This window comes from Skermanella aerolata KACC 11604 (assembly GCF_000936425.1).
Taxonomy (GTDB): Bacteria; Pseudomonadota; Alphaproteobacteria; order Azospirillales; family Azospirillaceae; genus Skermanella; species Skermanella aerolata.
In genome coordinates this window covers 12,227-32,110 of sequence record NZ_AVFK01000030.1, presented here as the reverse complement: position 1 = coordinate 32,110, position 19,884 = coordinate 12,227, and the positions used below count along the sequence as shown (strand labels likewise).

Sequence of the window (19,884 nt, the reverse complement as noted above, 5' to 3'; positions counted from 1 at the left end):
AGAACGGGCCAGTAGTTAGAACCCGTCTTCATATCGCTTCAGCTCTGGAGCAATGATGTGCGTGATCGTGGCGTAGTTGGGTGATCCGTCGATGAAAGGTTTGAACCGCCGCAGCTCTATCATTTCTATAGTGTTCGGACCTTGAAGGTTTGAGCCCATGAACAACACTAAGATCCCAACTACCTCATTTTTGTCAACATTGACAACTGCATAGCGTCCAAAGACCATCCTTGAGAACGGGGATTTTCTTAACTGAAAAACTCCATGTCCTTTGAATAATATATCGGAATTAGCTTCAATTATACCGGAAGAAATCCTGATTCCATGCCTCCGAATATCGGTAATGATTGCATCATAAGCACGTAGTTCGATTTCTCTGAGGTTCGCTCTTTGCTGTTTAAACGGTGCCTCTTCATGGAAGTCACGGCCAGCTTCGCTGATAACACTCTTTGAAAGCAATCAAAGTAAATTTTTCTGTCATTACAAAATCAGTTCAAAGAGTAAATTTTATGATTTTGGATCATTACAACTTAAAAAGGAAATTAAATTTGTTCCCATTGATCGGCGTGCTCTGGGCGTCGCCGCTCTTCAACGAGAGCCATTATTTCATTGTAGTGTTGTTCCAGATAAGTAGTCAGCTTAGCGTCGTAAACCATTATAGTTGATAAGCCTTTTTCTTCCGAAAGATTCTTATTCTTAGATGTTCCTGTTGCTGGAGAGTTGAAGGACGCATCGTCCCGTGCCAATTCAGACATCTGAAGCTCCATGCATATGATAGAAGGTATTCTACCACTTTTTAGGCATTGCGAGCAAGGTTGCTTCAAAGGCGCATATCACGTGTTTTGATCACCAGGGAGAGCCGGTGCGTTCAGCCTTTGCAAGCGATAGCGCCCCAGCAAAAATCCGTCCAATCCCTCAGCCCTGCGTTTGCCGCAGGGCAACACAGACTTCACACCGCGCGTTTCCTGTGTATAGTGCCGCAAATTTTACGCCAGGAGACGGTAAATGGCCCAGATCGTGCAGTTTCGCGAAGCCTTAACCTTCGACGACGTCCTGCTGGTGCCGGCCGAATCCTCGGTCCTGCCGGCGCAGACCGACACGCGCACCCGGCTGACCAAGACGATCGAACTTGGAATTCCGCTGATGTCCGCCGCGATGGACACGGTGACCGAGAGCGCCCTCGCCATTGCGATGGCCCAGGCCGGCGGTATCGGCGTGCTTCACCGCAACATGGATATCGAGCGGCAGGCCGATGAAGTCCGCCGCGTCAAGCGGTTCGAGTCGGGCATGGTGGTCAATCCCATCACCATCGAACCGACCGCCAGCCTCGCCGATGCGCTGAGCCTGATGGCAAGCTACCGCATCTCCGGCATCCCGGTGGTCGAGCAGCCTTCCGGAAAGCTGGTCGGCATCTTGACCAACCGCGACGTGCGGTTCGCTTCCAACCCGCAGCAGCGGGTTTCGGAACTGATGACCCACGAGCGTCTGGTCACGGTGCGGGAAGGTGTCGATCAGTCGGAAGCCAAGCGCCTGCTCCACCAGTTCCGCATCGAGAAGCTCCTCGTGGTCGATGACGCCTACCGTTGCATCGGTCTGATCACCGTCAAGGACATCGAAAAAGCCCAGCTCCATCCCAACGCCTGCAAGGACGACCAGGGCCGTCTGCGCGCCGCCGCCGCGACCGGTACCGGCGACGACGGTCTCGCCCGCGCCGAGGCGCTGTTCGACGCCGAGGTCGACGTGCTGGTGGTCGATACCGCCCACGGCCATTCGTCCAAGGTGATGGAGCAGATCGAGCGGGTGCGCCGCCTGTCCAACTATACCCAGGTCGTGGCCGGCAACGTCGCGACCGCCGAGGCCGCCAAGGCTCTGATCGGCGTCGGCGTCGATGCCGTCAAGGTCGGCATCGGTCCCGGATCGATCTGCACGACCCGCATGGTCGCCGGCGTCGGCGTCCCGCAGCTGACGGCCGTCATGGACGTGGTCGAGGAATGCCATCGCCAGGGCATTCCGGTCGTCAGCGACGGCGGCATCAAGTATTCGGGCGACCTCGCCAAGGCGATTGCAGCCGGTGCCGATTGCGCGATGCTCGGCAGCCTGTTCGCCGGCACGGACGAGAGCCCCGGTGAGGTCATCCTGTACCAGGGCCGCAGCTACAAGAGCTATCGCGGCATGGGGTCGGTCGGCGCCATGGCACGCGGTTCGGCCGACCGCTACTTCCAGCAGGAAGTGCGCGACACGATGAAGCTGGTTCCCGAAGGCGTCGAAGGCCGCGTGCCCTATAAGGGGCCGGTCGGCGGCGTGATCCATCAACTCGTCGGCGGTCTGAAGGCGGCGATGGGCTACACCGGCAACCGGACGGTTCCCGAGATGCAGAAGAACTGCAATTTCGTCAAGATCACCAATGCCGGGCTGCGCGAAAGCCACGTCCACGACATCATGATCACCAACGAGGCGCCGAACTACCGCCGCGACCTGTGACCTCGGGCACCTGATAGCAGGGACCGCAGACATCGCCGGGGACTGCCGGTCGATGTCTGCGGCCTTTGCGGTACAGCGTTCCTGGTGCTAGGCCGCCTGCGAAGGACCGTTCCGGCCCTTCTCTTCCAGCACTTCCAACTTGAAGCCGCGCGACGCCGGATAGCGGGTCGCCGCCTTGTGTACCGCGCGCTTTTCGGTCGCCGCCCAGACCAGGAACCGCATGGTGCCGGTCCAGTTCTCGTGGCCTTCGTCGCCTTTCGCTTCGGGAAGCAGGCCCCCCGGTCCGGAAATACTCAGGATCCATGGATGATCCTCCGGCAGGCGGCGCTCGTCGAGAACGACCAGCCTGTTATCCGCGCGCTTGACCGATCCGACTCGCTCCTCGAGCGTTCGGACCTCGGTTTCCAGCCGTCCGACAAGCAGTTCGCTTTCCTTGAGCTTGTGCTTGCTGACCTTGGCCGCCTTGGCAAGCTCACGTATCGACGCGACCTGAAGGATCTTGTCCTTGTGCAGGTTGGCGATACGGCGCCGGGCGATCTGCACCCGGTCCAAGGCAAAGCGAAATCCCAGCAGAATGCCGAGATAGCCGGTGAAGAACGACAGGATATAGGTCGTGATCATGCGGCATCTCCCTGCGCGTCCTGTGGGGCGTCTTCGGGTTCGATCATCTCGATCACGACGAATCCAAGGCTCATGGGAAAGCGGGCATTGAGGCTGCCTTTGGCGTCCGCCAGACTGCTGGCCCAGATCTCGACGTTTTGCGGACGAGCCCAGCTGTTATCCAGAAGCCCATGGGTCCGCCCCTCACGAATGGCGGTCTGAACGTGCCGATTGATCATCACGGCCTTGAAATGATGATGTCCGGGCCGGGGATGCCCCACGAACCGGATATACTCCTCGTCCCGGTTCTCCAGGGCGTCGAGCTGCCTGTGCAGATCGTCGATCCTCCGCTCCACGTTCCGCCGTCGCGCTTCGCTCTGTCCAAGGGCTAGCCTGAGGCGTCCGCATCTTTGCGAGAATGCCGGGATCAACGGAGCTCGACGCTTCAGCTTGGCCTGAAGGTCCTTGGCTTCCTTGCTGTCGAGGATGATGCGCGCCCAGAGCTCTCCGCCCAGGCGGGCACCGAAATATCCCAGCGTTCCGGCAATGCCCGCAATCAGTAAGTCAGTGATTATGTCAACCGGCGACATGCCCTAAGCACCACTACGGATCATTGAAAATCATTATCGGCAGGGTACGGCAATATACCATGCGCACCTATGCCCTTCTACCACTATGGAGGTAGTTTGATGGCCGGGCAATACACTATCGAAGCTTCCTGACGCCGCACCCCCTGGGGCAGTCGGCAGGATGCCGCGCGTCCTGACCGGCGAGGTGGTGTTTTCGCCGCCGCAGCGCTGTCCTGCCGATGAAAGCTGTTGCGCGGCGGCGATTAATCGCCCATGTCACACCTTCATGTAAGTTTGGACGCAAGTTCGCCCCCGTGCATTCAGCAGAGACCAGATGACCCCCGGCGCCCGTCTTCAAGCCGCCATCGAACTCCTCGACGAGGTGGAGGTGACGCCGCGTCCGGCAGATGCCGTGATCAGCGCCTTCTTCCGTGCCCGTCGCTTCATCGGTGCCAAGGACCGCGCCGCCGTGGCGGAAACCGTCTACGGCGTTCTGCGCCGCCACGCGCGCCTGCGCTGGTGGTTCACCCATGCCGGCGGCTTCCCCATAACCGCCCGGACCTTGCTGATCGCCGACCAGATCCTTGCCCAGGGCCGGCCCGCCGACCACCTCGACAAGCTGTTCAGCGGCGGCCGCTTCGCGCCGGCGGAGTTTTCGGCCGGCGAGATCAAGCTGGCGAACAAGCTGGAAGGCCATACGCTCGACCATCCGGACATGCCGGAGCAGATCAGGGTCGAATGCCCGGACTGGGCGGCGGACCTCCTCCGGGAATTCCTCGGCGACCGCTTCGTACCCGAACTCGCGGCCCTGCTCGACGCGGCCCCCCTCGACCTCCGCGTCAATACCGTCAAGGGCGACCGGGATGCGGCCATCGCGGCTCTCGCGTCGGCCGGGATCGAGGGGGAGGCGACGCGCTGGTCGCCCTTCGGCGTCCGGATTTACGGTCGCCCACCGCTGGCTTCGACCGACGCCTTCAAGGCCGGCCTGGTCGAGATACAGGACGAAGGATCGCAGCTCATCGGGCTGCTGACCGACGCCAAGCCAGGTCATCAGGTCGTGGATTTCTGCTCCGGCGCCGGCGGCAAGGCGCTCGCCATCGCTGCGGGAATGCAGAACAAGGGCCGGCTGGTCGCCTGCGACGTGCTGGAAAAGCGCCTGAAGCGGGCCGCCGAGCGGTTCCGCCGGGCTGGCCTGCACAACATCGAGACCCGCCCGCTCGCCAGCGAGCGCGACCCCTGGGTCAAGCGACACAAGGGCAAGTTCGACCGGGTCCTTGTCGATGCTCCCTGTACCGGCACGGGCACATGGCGGCGCAATCCGGACAGCCGGTGGCGTCTGCTGGGACCGGGACTGGAAGAACTGCTGAAGCTCCAGCACAGCATCCTGGACAGTGCTGCCCGTCTGGTCAAACCGGGCGGACGGCTGATCTATGCGACCTGCTCGATGCTGCCGCAGGAGAACGAGCGTCAAATCGACGCATTCCTTGCCTCCCATCCTGACTTCACGGTCAAGCCGGTAGACGATCTATGGGAACAGGCGGTCGGTACCGCCAGCCCGGGCACCGGTCCCTATATGCGGCTGTCCCCGGCGCGGCACGGCACCGACGGCTTTTTCGCAGGCGTAATGGAGCGCGGGAGCGCTGTGGAATGATCGGGCGGATCCGGCGTGCGCGGCTCGACGATGCCGCTGCGGTGGCATATGTGCATGTTGCAGGCTGGCGTGAAACCTATCCCGGCATCGTTCCCGCCCGCACGCTGGCATCGATGGACGTGTTCAGCCGGACGCGCTACTGGGCGCAGGTTCTGGACAACAAACGGAACCGCACCGATATCTTCTTAGCCGAGATGCCGATAGACGGCGAGGATCGGGTCATCGGGTTCGGCGTCAATGGACCGGAGCAGGTCGGACTGACGGATTATTCCGGCGAGTTCCACGCCCTGTACGTCCTCAAGGTCGGGCAGGGGCAGGGACTTGGCACAAGGCTGATGACGACGATGGCCGCGGCGATGACCTTGCGCGGTATGACGGCCGCCTCCGTGTGGGCCTTGCGGGATAATTGGAAGGCGCGGCGTTTCTATGAGAAAATGGGCGGCAAGCTGGTCAGCGACCGGCCCCTCATGTTCGATGGAACGCAGGTCATGGAAGTAGCCTATGGCTGGGGCGATATCACGCCGCTGGCGCGGCGGAGCGAGGAGGTATGGCGCTGATAAGGCGCGCCCGCGCGGATGACGCCGCGGGTATAGCGCAGGTCCATGTGGCCAGCTGGCGCAGTACTTATCCGGGGATGGTACCGGACGCCTATCTGCTCGGCCTCTCGACCGACGCCTATACCGAGCGCTGGCGCGCCATCCTCAGCGACCATGGCCGCATCCATGCCAGCTTCGTCGCGGTCGAGCCGCCCTACGGAGTCGTCGGTTTCGCCTCCTGCGGGACCCAGCGCACTCGCATCGAAGGTTTCGGCGGCGAGTTCTACGCGCTTTACCTCTACGATTACGCCCAAGGGCGCGGAATCGGCCGACTGCTGATGGCGTCCATGGCGGCCGAGCTGGTCAATTACGGCATGAACTCCGCCGTCGTCTGGGTCCTTCACAACAATCCGTCGCGCTGGTTCTACGAACGTCTCGGCGGCGTCCGGCTCGCCGAGAAGCCGGTCGGATTCGCCGGTGCTACCCTGACGGAAGTCGCCTATGGCTGGCGCGACCTTGCTCCGCTGGCGCGATTGTCGGCGGACCCGCCGGTGCGCTAGAAGACCCCATTCCCAGATCGCCCCATTCAATGCTTGAAGCGAGTTGACATGACTGCCCCTCTCTCCCCCGCCCTGACAGCCGATCGCGTTCTCATCCTGGATTTCGGGTCCCAGGTGACCCAGTTGATCGCCCGGCGCCTGCGCGAGAGCGGTGTCTACTGCGAACTCCATCCCTTCACCATCACGGACGAGAAGGTCAGGGAGTTCGATCCCAAGGCAATCATCCTGTCCGGCAGCCCGGCGTTCATCTCCCAGGAGAACTCGCCCCGCGCTCCCCAGCAGGTCTTCGACCAGGGCGTTCCCGTCCTCGGCATCTGCTACGGCCAGCACATCATGTGCGCCCAGCTGGGGGGCGAGGTCACCGGCTCCGACCACCGCGAGTACGGACGCGCCTTCATCGACGTCAAGGAGCCCTGCGCGCTGTTCGACGGGCTGTGGGAGCAGGGCGCCCGCGAGCAGGTCTGGATGAGCCACGGCGACCGCGTCACCAAACTGCCGGACGGCTTCCGCGTCGTGGCGCAGAGCGAAGGCGCTCCCTTCGCCATCATCGCCGACGATACCCGCCATTTCTACGGCGTGCAGTTCCACCCGGAAGTCGTCCACACGCCCCACGGCGCCCAGCTGCTGGAGAACTTCACCCATCGCGTCGCCGGCTGCTCCGGCGAATGGACCATGGCCGCCTTCCGCGACGAGGAAATCGCGCGGATCAGGGCCAAGGTCGGCAAGGGCAAGGTGATCTGCGGGTTGTCCGGCGGCGTCGACAGCTCCGTCGCCGCCGTGCTGCTGCACGAGGCGATCGGGGATCAGCTCACCTGCATCTTCGTCGATACCGGCCTTATGCGCACGGGAGAGGCCGATCAGGTCGTCACCCTGTTCCGCGATCACTACAACATCCCGCTGGTCCATCGCGACGCATCCGACCTGTTCCTCGGCAAGCTGGCCGGCGTCAGCGATCCGGAACAGAAGCGCAAGATCATCGGCGGCCTCTTCATCGACGTGTTCGACGAGGAAGCGCACAAGATCGGCGGCGCCGAGTTCCTGGCTCAGGGGACACTCTATCCCGACGTGATCGAAAGCGTTTCCGTATCCGGCGGCGGTATGACCATCAAGTCGCACCACAACGTCGGCGGCCTGCCGGAGCGCATGAACCTGAAGCTGGTCGAACCGCTGCGCGAGTTGTTCAAGGACGAGGTGCGCCGGCTGGGACATGAACTGGGATTGCCGGACAGCTTCATCGGCCGCCATCCGTTCCCAGGTCCCGGCCTCGCGATCCGCATCCCCGGCGACATCACGCCGGAAAAGCTGACGATCCTGCGGAAGGCCGATCAGATCTATCTGGAGGAAATCCGCAACGCCGGTCTCTACGACGCCATCTGGCAGGCCTTCGCCGTGCTGCTTCCGGTCCGCACCGTCGGCGTGATGGGCGACGAGCGGACCTACGACTACGCCTGCGCGCTTCGCGCGGTGACGTCGGTGGACGGCATGACCGCCGATTACTTCCCCTTCGACCACGAGTTCCTGGGGCGAGTCGCCACCCGGATCATCAACGAAGTCCGCGGCATCAACCGCGTCACCTACGACATCACCAGCAAGCCGCCGGGCACGATCGAGTGGGAGTGAGGGGAGCGTAGTCCCGGCTACTGCGGGATATTGCAGCGTAGAAACGGCGACGAAAATATTCAAATTTATCTCGAATGATATCGAGAGCATCAGAGTGGAGTTTCAGGTCGACGAGAGAGCTTCAGAGAGCGGTTCTGCGGGGGTGATCGCACGTGCGGCGCTCTGGCTCGCCGCCCCCTTGATCTTTCCGGCCATTGGCCGTACATTCAACTAACCTCTAAAGGAGCCCAGTGATGGTCGGACCTGCGACCCATAGCCCTCGCAGTCGGGTTCGTGGCGAGCGTCTTGAGACGCGGGTCACGGCCGACCAGAAGAACCTTATTGAGCGCGCGGCCGCCCTGCAGGGCCGGACGGTGACCGACTTCGTGCTGACCAGCGTCCAGGATGCGGCGCGGCGGGCGATCGAGGAGCATCAGCGGCTTGATCTGTCGGTGCGTGACAGCGAGGCCTTCGTGGATGCGCTGCTCAAGCCGCAGCCGGCGAATGACCGGCTGCGCGAAACCGTGCGCCGCTATCGCCAGGCGACCGGCGTCTGAGGCGTGACCGCGACTGCTTGGGAAGACCTGCGCGTCGAGGCGCTTTCGGCGCAGCATGATCGCTCCGTCTTTGACAGCGGAGTCGAAGCGCTAGACCGGTACATTCGTGTTCAGGCTGGTCAGGACGCCCGCAAGAAGATGGCGGCTCCGTTCGGCCTCATCCTGCCGGATGGTGCGCTCACGGGTTACTATACTCTGTCATCGACCGCCCTGCAGCTTGGTGAGTTGCCCGATAAGACGATCAAGAAATTGCCGCGCTACCCACTCGTGCCGGCGACGTTGCTCGGCCGGCTCGCCGTCGATCGTCGCCATCAGGGGAAAGGTTACGGCCGCTTTCTGTTGGCGGACGCACTTCATCGGGCGGTCCGCAGCGAGGTTGCTTCGTTCGCTGTGATTGTCGCTGCGAAGGACGATGGCGCCCGTGCCTTTTACGAGCGTGAGAGTTTTCTGCCGTTTCCAGATCAGCCGTTGAAGCTGTTTCGACCGATGGCCGACATAGAACAGCTCTTCAGATGAGCAGATAAGACGCGGGGGCGGCCAAAAAGATGTCTACCTATTTTGCCGACCGAGAATACGGAACGCGGCCGCCGACGATCGATGTCATCGACGGGCGTTTGTGGGCCGGGCTCTACAGCCTGATCCAGACCCGGATCGGAGACGGCTCATTCGGATTGCGCTTTCCCGAGCAATGCACGGATGGGCACGGCCCGTGCGGGTGTGACGAACAATCCTTCCGCCGGGTACTGGCAGCGGAAGTGCCCTGGGTGGAATGGCCGCTTTCGCCGAGCGAAGTCCCGGCCACCCCTGTCATTCTCGACCTTTTGAAGTTTTGCGCCGGCGCCGTGGGGCAGCCAGTACAAGAGTCCTTTCACGAGTTCTTTCGGCACCACCACCTCAGTTGGGACCGCGCGGCGGGCCTTGAGCGGTTCGTTGCCGATGTGAACATGCTGTTCCGCCGCAATGCGCTCGCGTTTGAGCTTACGCCCGAGGGGCAGGCTCGGCGTCTCCTCCCGGCGCAGCTGACCGAAGCGATCGGATGGACGCTTTTCCAAACTGGGGATGGCGAGACGGATCGCCTGCTCGAGGCCGCACGGCGACGCTTCGTGTCGCCAAAGATGGAAGATCGGCAGGACTCGCTTGAGAAACTCTGGGACGCATTCGAGCGGCTGAAAACGCTTGAGCCGGGGGCGAACAAACGCGTCCAGGCAGATGCGCTATTAGACCGTGTTGCCGCACCGAACTCGGCGTTCCGTCAATTGCTTGCGCGCGAAGCGGTCGAACTGACAAACATTGGCAATAGCTTTCGCATCCGCCATTCGGAGATCACGCAAGAGGCGCTGACCTCGCCAGACCAGATCGACTACCTCTTCATGCGAATGTTTGCGTTCGTGCGGATGGTTCTGAAAGGGACCGGCCGTGGCGGATAAGAAGACGGCCAGACGATCAAGTCCCGAGGCGTGGTATAAGAGCGCCTCGGGACTTGATCATAGCTCCTGCTGCTTCGGTCGACTGCGCTACCGTCAAAATCGACCTCACGTCGTGGCTGCAAGGCTCCAGCGGCTGGCTGGAGCCCGCCGCAAGCGGCTCAATCCCTGGTCAGAATAGCGCCGGCAATTACGTCGAAGAGGTGGTCGGCGCGGGGCGCGAGCGCAGGCTGATCCCGAAGCCACGCGAGTGCTCCCAGCAGTCCGAACAGGTCGGTGCCGTCCAGGTCGGCTCGTGCCACGCCCTGTTCCTGAGCCCGGACTAGAAGGCGGGTGCCCGCCGCGCGCATCGTCTGGCAGGAGGCGTGGAGCGCCGACTCCGTGTCGGCGATGGCCGCCACCATCGAATCGATGGCGCCTCTATATCTGTGCGCGACTGTGACGGCTTCGCGTAGCCACGACGTGAGCGCTTGCGCCGGCGACGCCGATCCTTCCAGTTCGCCGGCTCTCGCCGTGAGTTCGTCGAAACTGACGCGAAGCAGGGCCTCGAGCAGCACCTCACGCTTCGGAAAGTGACGGTACAGCGTACCCATTCCCACGCCGGCCTTCCGCGCGATATCGCGCAGCGACGCGTCGGCGCCCTGCTCGGTGACCACTTCGCGGGCGACCGTCAGCAGGTGGTCGTAGTTCTTCCTGGCGTCGGCTCGCATGGCCCCCCTCTTGACAAACGGAACAGTGCTCCGGATAATCGGGGCACTGTTCCGGATAGAGATAGTCGATTTGGTGTGAAGGTGGAAGCGATGTCGGCAGAAACGATGAAGGCGGTGAGGTTCTATGCGTTCGGTGGTCCCGAGGTCCTTGTCTACGAGGATGCTCCGAAGCCAGAACCGAGGCCGGGCGAAATCCTCGTCCGCGTCCACGCGGTCGGGCTCAATCCGCCTGACTGGTACCTGCGTGAAGGTTATCGAACGCTTCCTCCCGAATGGCAGCCGAAGGGCGCTTTCCCCATCATTCCGGGAACGGACATTTCGGGCGTCGTCGAGGCAGCCGCGGGCGACGTCGAGGATTTCGCCGTCGGAGATGAAGTGTATTCAATGGTGCGCTTTCCCAGCGGCGTTTTCGGGGACAGCAAGGCTTATGCCGAGTACGTCAGTGTCCCGGCATCGGAAGTAGCACTCAAGCCGGCCGGAATCGACCATTCGCATGCAGCAGGAGCACCGATGTCATTGCTCACCGCGTGGCAGTTCATGGTCGAACTCGGGCACGATGAACCGAATCCGCTTCAGCCAAACAGGCATCGGCCCGTGCCGCTCGACGGCAAGACCGTCCTCATAAATGGGGCCGCCGGCGGCGTCGGGCACTTCGCGGTGCAAATCGCCAAGTGGAAGGGCGCGCGCGTCATCGCGGTGGCGTCGGGCAAGCACGAATCGTTTCTGCGCGACTTGGGCGCCGACGAGTTCATCGACTACCGGAAGACCGCTCCCGAGGATGTCGTCCGCGACGTCGATCTCGTCATCGATTCGGTCGGCGGCCCGACGACCGGTCGTTTCTTGCACACGCTCAAGCGGGGCGGCGCTCTATTTCCAGTCTTCCCCTTGGGATTCTCCGGAGCCGGGGCGGCTGCGGCTCTGGGCGTCACGGTTTCCGCAACGCAGGTCCGATCGAGTGGAGCGCAGTTGCAGGAACTCGGGCGCTTGCTTGACGACGGGACGATCCGCGTTGCGATCGACAGCACCTTTCCGCTTGCGGAAGCTCGTAGGTCCCACGAGCGAGCCGATCACGGACACATTCAGGGAAAAATCGTGCTCACCATCGAGTGAGGCGGAAGTTCCGGCAGTGATCGCTCAGTCGAACGCACAGACTCAAAAAGGCGAAGGGTACCCGGCGATTCCAAAATCCGCCGGGTACCCTTCGCCTTTTTGGTATCCGATACCCTGGCTGCGCCGAAGCGCATAACTCCTCGCCGTTCTTAGCGAAGACCGACCAGCGACAGCACGGCAATTACGACGACAACGACGCCGATGATGTAAAAAATATTCCGCCCCACTTTGTTCTCCTACGTCGTTTGGTTTACACGCGGGAGAACGCTTGCAACCGATCAAAGGTTCCAGAGCGGCTGCGCTATCCATCGGATGCCCGTAGCAGGGGGAACGGTGGCAATTCGGCATTATGAGAACGTAAAGAGAACATCATGCTTGATGTTCCCAGTATGTTCTCATATGATCCTCTTGTCACCACCCCAGCAACCTGCTGGATCACCTGCAAGGGAGGATACGATGTCGGCTTCGAAGTTCCTGACCGAGTTCCTGGGTTTCGCTGGATTGGTCGCCTCGCTTTACGGCTGGACCATGATCGGCCAACTGCTCGGCTCCTGAGCAGGCTCGTCCGACGACGCTTTTGCTGAAACGGCAGTTGGGAAGACTTCTTTGTGAAATTGCACTGCACAGTTTGGCGCGCCGATGGCAAATCGTAGAAGCGAACTACAAAATGATGGTCTTACTGTGAATTTATCGCCCTGAACTTGGCAAAACCTAGACGACATAACGAATTAAAAAGGCCGATGCCAAGGAAACAACCCTCGACATCGGCCTTTTAAAAAGCCGCTTTTCCGATCGAAGCAACAGGTAACTAAATCGGCGCCTTCAATTCAGCGCGGACGCCGTGCGGCGCGGTGAGCAGGGATCGGAATTGGCCGATTTACCTGCTCGTCACGCCGGCTGGCCGACATGTCGATCTCGATTCGCGCCAGCGCCTTGCGCAGTTCGTGGACCGCATCGTGAAGCGTCTGGATGCTGTTCTCGCCAGGAGCCGATTTCCAGCCCCGGTAAGCGACCAGACAAGACCGTGCGGTGTCGCGCAGCCGTCCCTCGACCGCATCGACCGGCGGTGCCGGCTCTTGCCGTCCCGCAGGTGCTGCCGGACGACCTGCTTCCGAAACCGCGGTCGTCGCCTGGGCAACCGGGGCAGGAGCGGAAGCGGGAACGGGACGAGCTTCCACCGGGGCGGGCTGCGGCGGAACCGGAGCGGCCTCGCGCGCGGCGCCGCGTCCCAGATCGGAAGCGCGCAGCTGCGAACGTCCTTCGGTCGGCGAGACACGCTTTACCACCGGACGCGGCTCAGGAGCCGGTTCCGCGGCTGCCGGAGGCTCCGCAACCGGCTGAGGCTGTGCAACGGGAGCCGGTTCTGCTGTTTGGGCAACCGTTTCCGGCTGTTCCTGCGGCGCCGGGACTTCCGCCTCGGCCGCAGCCGGCTCGCTCACGGCTGCGACCGTTTCGGTTTCCGCGTCTCCGCTTACCGTCGGTTCAGTGGCCGGTTCGTTGGCCGATTCGGCGGCCGGGGCCGCGGCGGGCTCGATACCCGAGGCTTCCGCTTTGCGCACGATGTAGGAGATCGCGCTTGGAGTGCAGTCGAACTCTCGTGCTATGGCAGACAATGTCGCGCCAGCACGGTGCCGCTCAAGTATGTGCGGCCATGCTGACTGCGGGATGCGGCCGCGCCGCTTAGGCGCCTCCGGCTCGGTGCCGGCTTCAGCGCTCATGATATCGCTCGGTTGCCAGAGTGAGGATTGCGTCATTGGTGTGGTGACTTCGCTCGGAAAAATGTGCGCAAACAGCGCGGCGTCCTCCCAGAGGGCAGCAACGTTTACGCATGACGGCGGTGGTGATGTTGTCTAACGAGAACAATATTGGGTATTCGCGATCAAATTACCAGCACCGTTTTCACAGGTACCGAAGATTTCTCACCCCATTTCGTACTCATTCTCAAGCGAGGGGCGAATTTCGTGGCTCGCCGACGGCCAAAGCTGCATGTTTGCGGTTTCGCGACCGCCGGATTTGAAAAATCGTCAGTCGCTGGGCGTTCTTCGCTTCCGACTTTTAAAGAATCGAGTATCCGAGTCGGAATTCGCCGGCTATGGTTTTCAAGGCGCGGGGTAGCTGGGTAGCGAAATCGCATCAATTACGGGCGACCCGTAAATGGTTGGGCATTGGTCTGAAGAACGGCTTATTCATTTATTGAAAAAGTCATTTCATTGCAGCCTTAAGTAATAAACACCGTAAATGAACGTTGCAAAGTTCGTTTCTCAAGATCGCAGGGCCGGCAGGCCGGGTTCACGACGGCATCCGGACCTGTGACGCTTCGCGGACCAAGGCAACGGGCATCGGTGTTCCCGTGTTGATGAGATGCGTCGAAAATGCCCGCGGGCGTCACGCATCGCATATTGTCGGAGGACCGTTAATGATCTCGTCTCAACACCGCCAGCGCCGCTCGATGGTCGCGCGACGGCTGGTGGCATTGCCGCTTGCCGCCTTCCTCGGCGCCGCCGGCGTTGTCCTGCCAGCCCCCGTTTCGGCGCAAAGCGGCCCGCCCGGCTTCGCCGACCTCGCGGAGCGGCAGATCAAGACGGTCGTCAATATCTCGACCACCCAGACCAGGGGAACCGGCGGTCCCCGGTTACCCGGCGGACCGGGAGGGCCTGGGCAAGGACCCGGCGGCCCTGGACCGGGACCTGGAGGGCCGGGCGGACCCGGCGGACCGGGGCAGGGACCCGGCGGCCAGGACCTCCCGGAGTTTCCGCCGGGATCGCCGTTCGAGGAGTTCTTCCGCCAGTTCCGCGAACAGCAGCCGACTCCGCGTCCCGTCACGGCGCTCGGCTCCGGTTTCATCATCGATCCCAGCGGACTGGTCGCCACCAACAACCACGTCGTGGCCGATGCGGACGAGATCCAGGTCACGCTTCACGACGACACCGTGCTTCAGGCGGAGCTGGTCGGTTCCGACCCGCTGACCGATCTGGCGCTGCTGCGCGTCAAGACCGACAAGCCGCTGCCCGCCACCCGCTTCGGCGACTCGAACGCTCTCAGGATCGGCGATTGGGTGATGGCGATCGGCAACCCCTTCGGCCTTGGCGGAACCGTCACCACCGGTATCCTGTCGGCGCGGGCGCGCGACATCAACCAGGGACCCTATGACGAGTTCCTGCAGACCGACGCCTCGATCAACCGGGGCAATTCCGGCGGCCCGCTGTTCAACATGGCCGGCGAGGTCGTCGGCATCAACACGGCGATCTTCTCGCCGACCGGCGGCAGCATCGGCATCGGCTTCGCCGTCCCGGCCTCGCTGGCGCGTCCGGTCCTGGAACAGATCCGCGACCACGGCAAGCCCCGCCGCGGCTGGCTCGGCGTCCAGATCCAGGCGGTCACGCCCGAGATCGCGGAAAGCCTGCAACTGCGTGAGCCCAAGGGCGCGCTGGTCACGACCGTCACGCCGGAAGGCCCGGCCCAGCAGGCCGGCATCCGCCAGGGCGACGTGATCCTCCGCTTCAACGGGCAGGACGTCGACGCCATGCGGCAGTTGCCGCGTCTGGTCGCCGACACCCCCATCGGGCAGAAGGCCGAGGTCGTGATCCAGCGTGGCGGGGAGACCCGCACGCTGTCGGTCAGCGTCGGCGACATGGAGCAGGCTCAGCAGGCGGCCGGTGCCATGACCGAATCGCCGACGCCCAGCATGGAACCCCAGACGCCGACGACCGAAACGCTCGGCATGACGCTGGCGCCGCTCGATGCCACCACGCGTGAAACCTTCAGCATCCCCGAGACCGTCGAAGGCGTCGTCGTGACGGAGTCGGCCGACGACAGTCCCGCCGCGGGGCAGGGCATCACCGCCGGCGACGTCATCGTCGAGGTCGGCCAGGAGCCGGTGGACAGCCCGGACGACGTGACCAGCCGGATCGATCAGGCGAGGCAGGCCGGCCGCAAGAACGTGCTGATGCTGCTGAGCCGGCAGGGCGAACTCCGCTTCGTTCCCCTGCCGCTCGAAGGCTGACGCCTGAGAAAGGCTGACGCCGGAAAAGCGCTGCCTGGGCCGATCGCTGCCGGACTATTTGCGACGTGTCAGCAATTGGCCCAGCAGCATCCCGATGCCGACTGCCAGGGCGATCGTCGCGGCGGGGTGCGCCCGCACCTGCTCGCGCGTCCGGTCGATCGCCAGTTCGCCTCTGGCGCCGGCTTGGTCGCGGAGATCGGCCAGACGCCGGCGGCCTTCTGCGACCCGGGCGGAGGTGGCGCCCGCCGCCGACCGGAACTCGGCGGCGGCTTGGCTGCGGGAGCGGGCGAACCGCTCCGCCAGCGCGTCCCCGACGCGTCGCGCCTCTTCCGACCACCTGTTCACGTCGCGCTCGGCCTGCTCTAACGACAAGTCATAGGCGCGCTCGACCGCCGCGACCAGACGTTCCCGCTTGCCGGCGATGTCTTCAAGGACAACGTCCGGGATCTTGTGCCATTTGTCCTGCGCCAGTTTCCTGTACCGTTCCCAGTTCAGTTCGATGGTATCCCAGTCCATGGTGATCCCCTCTCTGCGCTGCTCGCTGGATTGAAGAAATTTGGATCGAAGAATGCCGAAGGAATTGACCCATATCCTGTTTGCCGACGAGCTGACCGGTCGGCTCGCCCGAGGCGGCCGTGCGGATCTCGGACAACTCCTTCGGTACAACCGGCCGACGCTTCATTTCGGCTCCATCGCGACCGACACATTATACTACGAAGTGACGTTTCCGATCGTTGACCGCGATTACGCCCATTGGGGAGAGATCGTTCACGGCGGACAGGGCGAGGATACCGGAACGCCGATCCGTGAAATGCTGCGCCGCCTCCAAAATCAGCCGGCGGACGCGGAAAGCGATGCCCGCTTCGCCTTTGTCTGCGGCTTCCTGTCCCACATGGCCCTCGACATCGTCTTTCACCCCTGGATCTACGCGGTGACCGGACCTTATTACGATGCCGATCCGGTCCGGCAGGCGGACTCCCAGATGTGCCACAGGCTGGTCGAATCCTGGCTCGACCTTGCTATGCTCGGCGATCAGCGAACGACGCTCCGGGATTTTGATCCGATGACGGCGATCCGCCGCAACCGCCGCACCAACCTCGACTGCCTGGATTTCTTCGCCGATAGTTTTGCCGAAGCTTGGCGCATCCACGCCGATGTCGGCCGCTATTTCAGGCGCTTCTATGCCGTGCAGATGCTTCTGACCCGGCTGTTTCCGGTGCCCGCCGCGGCGATCGCAGTCGCCGCCGTCAACCGCCTGCTCAAGGGCAGGCTGCGGGCCTTCACGGCCCTGTTCTATCCCGCCCTGCCCGAATACATGCCGAAGGAGCTCTTCGACTTCGACAGCTTCCGCCATCCCGTCACCGGCGAGCGGATCGCATCGTCGCTCCACGGATTGTGGGACGAAGCCGGCGAGTTCGGCGCCCTGCTGCTGGCGACCGCATCCGACATCCGCGCCGGTGGCGATCCGGCGTCGCTCGATACCGTCCTTCAAGGCCGGAGCCTCAATATCGGCTTGTCGGGAACGCCGTCCGACCGCGCCGTCCATTTCGACCTGTACGCGGTCGACCGGATGTGGGGCTATCCCGGACCCGCCGCCGGGATAGCCCGCTAACCGGAAGTCCGCCTAAGGCGACGTTACTTCGCCGCGATGATGGCGATCTCGACCTGATACTTGGGGGCGGCCAGCTTGGCTTCCACCGTTGCCCGGACCGGCGGGTTGGCGGGATCGATCCAGGCTTCCCAGGAAGCGTTCATCGCGCCGAAATGCGCCATGTCGCTCAGATAGACCGTGGCCGATAGCAGCTTGCTCTTGTCTGAGCCGACCAGGGCCAGCAACTCGTCGATCTGGTTGAGGATCTGGCTGGTCTGGCCCTTGACGTCGGCGGTCGTGTCTTCGGCGACCTGACCGGCCAGATAGATCGTCTCGTTGTGGACGACCGCTTGGCTCATGCGGGGGCCGATCTTGAAGCGCTGGATGGACATCGTGATGGTTCCTCCGGGAACATTCTGACGAGAAATTTTCGGGGCGCAGGTTTGGCATTCCAAGCGTCCCGACGCAACCGCTTACGCGCTGCCCCGTCCCGCTGCCCCGTCCCGCTGCCCCGTCCCGCTGCCCCGTCCCGCTGCCCTGTACCACCCGCCTCGGATCCGGCTATTCAGTCCGGCGCTCCATCGACACCCCAAAGCCAGGCCGCTCCCCGGACCCCGCTCGAGTCGCCGTGGCGGGCCTTCACGACCGGCGTATCGATCCCGTCGGAAAAGCACCAGCGGTTCAGCAGCGCCGGCAGCGTGCGGTACAGCCGCTCGACATTGGACATGCCGCCGCCCAGCACGATCACGTCGGGGTCGAGCACGTCGATCACCATGGTCAGCCCGCGCGCCAGCCTGTCCTCGTACCGTTCCAGCGCCGCCACCGCGTCGGCGTCGCCGGTCTCCGCCAAGGCGGCGATCTCGGGCGCCGGCAGCTTCCGTCCCGTCGCCCGCTCATGGTCGGCGGCGAAGCCCGGTCCCGACACCCAGGTCTCGATGCAGCCCGGACGTCCGCAGTAGCACTCCGGCCCCGGATGTTCCGAGGCGGCGGGCCAGGGCAGGGAGGTGTGGCCCCACTCCCCCGCGATCGCGTTGCGCCCGGTCAGCACCTTGCCGCCCACGACGATCCCAGCTCCGGTGCCCGTCCCGACGATCACGCCGAAGACCGTGTGGTACCCGGCCCCGGCGCCATCAGCGGCTTCCGATACCGCGAAGCAGTTGGCGTCGTTCTGGATTCGCACCTTCCGGCCCAGCTGCTCCGCCACGTCCCGGTCGAGCGGATGCCCGATCAGCCACGTGGAATTGGCGTTCTTGACCAACCCGGTCCGGGGAGAAACGACGCCTGGAATGCCGATGCCGATCGTGGCGGGACCGCCGCCCGCCTCCCCCTCCAGCCATGTCACCAGCCCGGCTATCGCATCCAAGGTTGCTGCATAATTGCCACGGGGAGTACCGATTCGCCGTCGCGCCAGTTCCAGGCCGTTGCGATCTAGGGCGATTCCCTCGATTTTGGTGCCACCGAGATCGATGCCGATGCGAATCATGAATGAAAACCGGTTGGTTGAATCTGTTGTCGGGCCGCGTGGACAAGCTTATCCGAAACGGCTTCAGTCCTCATCGCCAAAAGATTCGTCAGGTTGGACATTGTGTCTTTACCTTCGATAAGGCAAATTGCCCTAAACGAAGTAACACGTACACGCCACAACCCGTCCGGATCCGCCCATCCGGATTAGCACAGGGCCGCTCCCCATGAAGTCTGCCACCAGCGACAAAGCCTCTCTCCCGACCGTCCGCAAGCTGCGCCGGATCGCCGCCGCCGTCACCACGGCCTGCGTCCTGGCGACTTCGACATCGGCCTGGGCGAAGCCGGCCTGCTACTCGGCGGCGGAATACGATGCGGAACAGGCGGTCCGCCTGCATACCGAGCTGATGGTCATCGGCCTGACCTGCAACGCGATCGAGGCCGACCGCAAGCTCTTCTCCAAGTATCAGCAGTTCACCACCAAGAACCGCACTTCCCTGATGAACTGGGAGAAGGTGCTGATCGGCCACTTCCGGGAAACCGACAAGAGCAACCCGACCCGCAGGTTCGACGATTTCCGGACTGTGGTCGCCAACGAGATCGCCCAGCGCTCCGCCCTGCTGACCCCCCCGGTCTTCTGCCAGACGCACAGCGACATCGTCGACCGGGCGCTGGCCCTGTCGGAAAGCGACCTGAAGCGCTATCTGGCCGACAGCAGGACCGACGAGATTGGCAAGGCTCCGCCTTGCGGCGTGACCGTAGCGGAACTGCTCGACAGCGATCTGCCGCTGACCGCGACCAAGGCGTCAACGAAGCCGTCGGTCCAGGGCAAGGGCAACGACGCCAAGAAGGCGAAACCTGCAAAGGATGCGGCGGCGGCCAAGGGCGGTTCGGCCAAGCCTGCGAAGACCATCGTCACCGCGGCCAAAGTCGACTGACCGGAAGCCAGCCGGATGGAAGCCGCCTGCAAGTTGACTGGCGGCCATAGCTGAGTATTTTCGACTCCCGTAGGCGGCCCCCACGATCCCGTAA

At 63.2% G+C, this 19,884-nt stretch carries 21 protein-coding genes; 12 read left to right on the top strand and 9 right to left on the bottom strand.

Annotated features, from left to right (window positions below; translation table 11 throughout):
* Window positions 1-15: 15 nt before the first annotated feature.
* Both N826_RS43415 and N826_RS43410 read right to left on the bottom strand, forming a co-directional pair.
* A complete protein-coding gene (locus N826_RS43415) occupies window positions 16-459 on the bottom strand; it encodes a hypothetical protein (protein ID WP_147040881.1) in 444 nt (147 codons plus the stop codon).
* Between the two features lie 83 nt (window positions 460-542).
* Window positions 543-755 (bottom strand): hypothetical protein, encoded by a 213-nt coding sequence (locus tag N826_RS43410; protein WP_147040879.1) that lies wholly within the window; start codon window positions 753-755, stop codon window positions 543-545.
* A gap of 250 nt (window positions 756-1,005) precedes the next feature.
* Here N826_RS43410 and guaB point away from each other — a divergent pair, with 250 nt between their 5' ends.
* The gene (guaB, locus tag N826_RS27585; RefSeq protein ID WP_044434102.1) at window positions 1,006-2,481 is read left to right on the top strand and encodes an IMP dehydrogenase; all 1,476 of its coding nucleotides are present in this window, start codon (window positions 1,006-1,008) and stop codon (window positions 2,479-2,481) included.
* 87 nt (window positions 2,482-2,568) lie between these two features.
* On the opposite strand, the gene N826_RS27580 is transcribed toward guaB, so the two are convergent.
* Both N826_RS27580 and N826_RS27575 read right to left on the bottom strand, forming a co-directional pair.
* Window positions 2,569-3,102 carry a hypothetical protein gene (locus N826_RS27580; protein ID WP_044434100.1) on the bottom strand — a complete coding sequence of 178 codons (534 nt, stop codon included), beginning with the start codon at window positions 3,100-3,102 and terminating at the stop codon, window positions 2,569-2,571.
* Window positions 3,099-3,671, bottom strand: coding sequence for a hypothetical protein (locus N826_RS27575; RefSeq protein ID WP_044434098.1), 573 nt, complete (start codon window positions 3,669-3,671; stop codon window positions 3,099-3,101). Before N826_RS27575 ends, N826_RS27580 begins: the two co-directional genes overlap by 4 nt.
* 313 nt (window positions 3,672-3,984) lie before the next feature.
* Here N826_RS27575 and N826_RS27570 point away from each other — a divergent pair, with 313 nt between their 5' ends.
* From N826_RS27570 to N826_RS27540, 7 genes are all read left to right on the top strand, one after another.
* Window positions 3,985-5,301, top strand: coding sequence for an RsmB/NOP family class I SAM-dependent RNA methyltransferase (locus tag N826_RS27570; protein ID WP_044434096.1), 1,317 nt, complete (start codon window positions 3,985-3,987; stop codon window positions 5,299-5,301).
* Window positions 5,298-5,858 (top strand): GNAT family N-acetyltransferase, encoded by a 561-nt coding sequence (locus N826_RS27565; RefSeq protein ID WP_044434095.1) that lies wholly within the window; start codon window positions 5,298-5,300, stop codon window positions 5,856-5,858. The genes N826_RS27570 and N826_RS27565 overlap by 4 nt, the downstream gene beginning before the upstream one ends.
* A complete protein-coding gene (locus tag N826_RS27560; RefSeq protein WP_052832162.1) occupies window positions 5,849-6,397 on the top strand; it encodes a GNAT family N-acetyltransferase in 549 nt (182 codons plus the stop codon). Before N826_RS27565 ends, N826_RS27560 begins: the two co-directional genes overlap by 10 nt.
* A gap of 48 nt (window positions 6,398-6,445) precedes the next feature.
* Complete coding sequence (gene guaA, locus N826_RS27555) at window positions 6,446-8,017, top strand: glutamine-hydrolyzing GMP synthase (RefSeq protein ID WP_044434093.1); 1,572 nt, start codon at window positions 6,446-6,448, stop codon at window positions 8,015-8,017.
* A 233-nt stretch (window positions 8,018-8,250) separates the two neighbouring features.
* The gene (locus N826_RS27550) at window positions 8,251-8,553 is read left to right on the top strand and encodes a type II toxin-antitoxin system TacA family antitoxin (RefSeq protein ID WP_044434091.1); all 303 of its coding nucleotides are present in this window, start codon (window positions 8,251-8,253) and stop codon (window positions 8,551-8,553) included.
* Between the two features lie 3 nt (window positions 8,554-8,556).
* Window positions 8,557-9,069 carry a GNAT family N-acetyltransferase gene (locus N826_RS27545; RefSeq protein ID WP_044434089.1) on the top strand — a complete coding sequence of 171 codons (513 nt, stop codon included), beginning with the start codon at window positions 8,557-8,559 and terminating at the stop codon, window positions 9,067-9,069.
* A gap of 29 nt (window positions 9,070-9,098) precedes the next feature.
* The gene (locus N826_RS27540; protein ID WP_044434088.1) at window positions 9,099-9,980 is read left to right on the top strand and encodes a hypothetical protein; all 882 of its coding nucleotides are present in this window, start codon (window positions 9,099-9,101) and stop codon (window positions 9,978-9,980) included.
* A gap of 158 nt (window positions 9,981-10,138) precedes the next feature.
* On the opposite strand, the gene N826_RS27535 is transcribed toward N826_RS27540, so the two are convergent.
* On the bottom strand, window positions 10,139-10,687 hold the full coding sequence (locus tag N826_RS27535; protein ID WP_044434086.1) for a TetR/AcrR family transcriptional regulator: 549 nt from the start codon (window positions 10,685-10,687) through the stop codon (window positions 10,139-10,141).
* 90 nt (window positions 10,688-10,777) lie between these two features.
* On the opposite strand from N826_RS27535, the gene N826_RS27530 reads away from it, so the two are divergent.
* Window positions 10,778-11,797, top strand: a complete 1,020-nt coding sequence (locus N826_RS27530) for an NADP-dependent oxidoreductase (RefSeq protein WP_044434224.1) — start codon at window positions 10,778-10,780, stop codon at window positions 11,795-11,797.
* Between the two features lie 827 nt (window positions 11,798-12,624).
* Here N826_RS27530 and N826_RS40575 read toward each other — a convergent pair.
* Window positions 12,625-13,515 carry a hypothetical protein gene (locus N826_RS40575; RefSeq protein ID WP_084721234.1) on the bottom strand — a complete coding sequence of 297 codons (891 nt, stop codon included), beginning with the start codon at window positions 13,513-13,515 and terminating at the stop codon, window positions 12,625-12,627.
* Between the two features lie 698 nt (window positions 13,516-14,213).
* Between N826_RS40575 and N826_RS27520 the strand changes: the two genes are divergently transcribed.
* Entirely contained in the window at window positions 14,214-15,800 is a 1,587-nt protein-coding gene (locus N826_RS27520; RefSeq protein WP_084721233.1) for a DegQ family serine endoprotease, read from the top strand.
* 54 nt (window positions 15,801-15,854) lie between these two features.
* On the opposite strand, the gene N826_RS40570 is transcribed toward N826_RS27520, so the two are convergent.
* On the bottom strand, window positions 15,855-16,316 hold the full coding sequence (locus N826_RS40570; protein ID WP_052832158.1) for a DUF883 family protein: 462 nt from the start codon (window positions 16,314-16,316) through the stop codon (window positions 15,855-15,857).
* A gap of 52 nt (window positions 16,317-16,368) precedes the next feature.
* Here N826_RS40570 and N826_RS27510 point away from each other — a divergent pair, with 52 nt between their 5' ends.
* The gene (locus N826_RS27510) at window positions 16,369-17,412 is read left to right on the top strand and encodes a zinc dependent phospholipase C family protein (RefSeq protein ID WP_044434085.1); all 1,044 of its coding nucleotides are present in this window, start codon (window positions 16,369-16,371) and stop codon (window positions 17,410-17,412) included.
* Between the two features lie 23 nt (window positions 17,413-17,435).
* Here N826_RS27510 and N826_RS27505 read toward each other — a convergent pair whose 3' ends face one another.
* The gene (locus N826_RS27505; RefSeq protein ID WP_044434083.1) at window positions 17,436-17,783 is read right to left on the bottom strand and encodes a RidA family protein; all 348 of its coding nucleotides are present in this window, start codon (window positions 17,781-17,783) and stop codon (window positions 17,436-17,438) included.
* A 173-nt stretch (window positions 17,784-17,956) separates the two neighbouring features.
* Window positions 17,957-18,874: an ROK family protein gene (locus N826_RS27500; RefSeq protein WP_044434082.1), complete on the bottom strand. Its 918-nt coding sequence runs from the start codon at window positions 18,872-18,874 to the stop codon at window positions 17,957-17,959.
* Window positions 18,875-19,079: 205 nt separating this feature from the next.
* On the opposite strand from N826_RS27500, the gene N826_RS40565 reads away from it, so the two are divergent.
* Window positions 19,080-19,790 (top strand): hypothetical protein, encoded by a 711-nt coding sequence (locus N826_RS40565; RefSeq protein ID WP_052832157.1) that lies wholly within the window; start codon window positions 19,080-19,082, stop codon window positions 19,788-19,790.
* The last annotated feature ends 94 nt before the right edge of the window (window positions 19,791-19,884 follow it).

Excerpts from the sequence above, each read along its gene's own strand:
- N826_RS43410 (WP_147040879.1), bottom strand. The coding sequence starts at position 755 with ATGTCTGAATTGGCACGGGACGATGCGTCCTTCAACTCTCCAGCAACA.
- guaB (WP_044434102.1), top strand. The coding sequence starts at position 1,006 with ATGGCCCAGATCGTGCAGTTTCGCGAAGCCTTAACCTTCGACGACGTC.
- N826_RS27580 (WP_044434100.1), bottom strand. The coding sequence starts at position 3,102 with ATGATCACGACCTATATCCTGTCGTTCTTCACCGGCTATCTCGGCATT.
- N826_RS27575 (WP_044434098.1), bottom strand. The coding sequence starts at position 3,671 with ATGTCGCCGGTTGACATAATCACTGACTTACTGATTGCGGGCATTGCC.
- N826_RS27570 (WP_044434096.1), top strand. The coding sequence starts at position 3,985 with ATGACCCCCGGCGCCCGTCTTCAAGCCGCCATCGAACTCCTCGACGAG.
- N826_RS27565 (WP_044434095.1), top strand. The coding sequence starts at position 5,298 with ATGATCGGGCGGATCCGGCGTGCGCGGCTCGACGATGCCGCTGCGGTG.
- N826_RS27560 (WP_052832162.1), top strand. The coding sequence starts at position 5,849 with ATGGCGCTGATAAGGCGCGCCCGCGCGGATGACGCCGCGGGTATAGCG.
- guaA (WP_044434093.1), top strand. The coding sequence starts at position 6,446 with ATGACTGCCCCTCTCTCCCCCGCCCTGACAGCCGATCGCGTTCTCATC.
- N826_RS27550 (WP_044434091.1), top strand. The coding sequence starts at position 8,251 with ATGGTCGGACCTGCGACCCATAGCCCTCGCAGTCGGGTTCGTGGCGAG.
- N826_RS27540 (WP_044434088.1), top strand. The coding sequence starts at position 9,099 with ATGTCTACCTATTTTGCCGACCGAGAATACGGAACGCGGCCGCCGACG.
- N826_RS27535 (WP_044434086.1), bottom strand. The coding sequence starts at position 10,687 with ATGCGAGCCGACGCCAGGAAGAACTACGACCACCTGCTGACGGTCGCC.
- N826_RS27530 (WP_044434224.1), top strand. The coding sequence starts at position 10,778 with ATGTCGGCAGAAACGATGAAGGCGGTGAGGTTCTATGCGTTCGGTGGT.
- N826_RS40575 (WP_084721234.1), bottom strand. The coding sequence starts at position 13,515 with ATGAGCGCTGAAGCCGGCACCGAGCCGGAGGCGCCTAAGCGGCGCGGC.
- N826_RS27520 (WP_084721233.1), top strand. The coding sequence starts at position 14,214 with ATGATCTCGTCTCAACACCGCCAGCGCCGCTCGATGGTCGCGCGACGG.
- N826_RS40570 (WP_052832158.1), bottom strand. The coding sequence starts at position 16,316 with ATGGACTGGGATACCATCGAACTGAACTGGGAACGGTACAGGAAACTG.
- N826_RS27510 (WP_044434085.1), top strand. The coding sequence starts at position 16,369 with ATGCCGAAGGAATTGACCCATATCCTGTTTGCCGACGAGCTGACCGGT.
- N826_RS27505 (WP_044434083.1), bottom strand. The coding sequence starts at position 17,783 with ATGTCCATCCAGCGCTTCAAGATCGGCCCCCGCATGAGCCAAGCGGTC.
- N826_RS27500 (WP_044434082.1), bottom strand. The coding sequence starts at position 18,874 with ATGATTCGCATCGGCATCGATCTCGGTGGCACCAAAATCGAGGGAATC.
- N826_RS40565 (WP_052832157.1), top strand. The coding sequence starts at position 19,080 with ATGAAGTCTGCCACCAGCGACAAAGCCTCTCTCCCGACCGTCCGCAAG.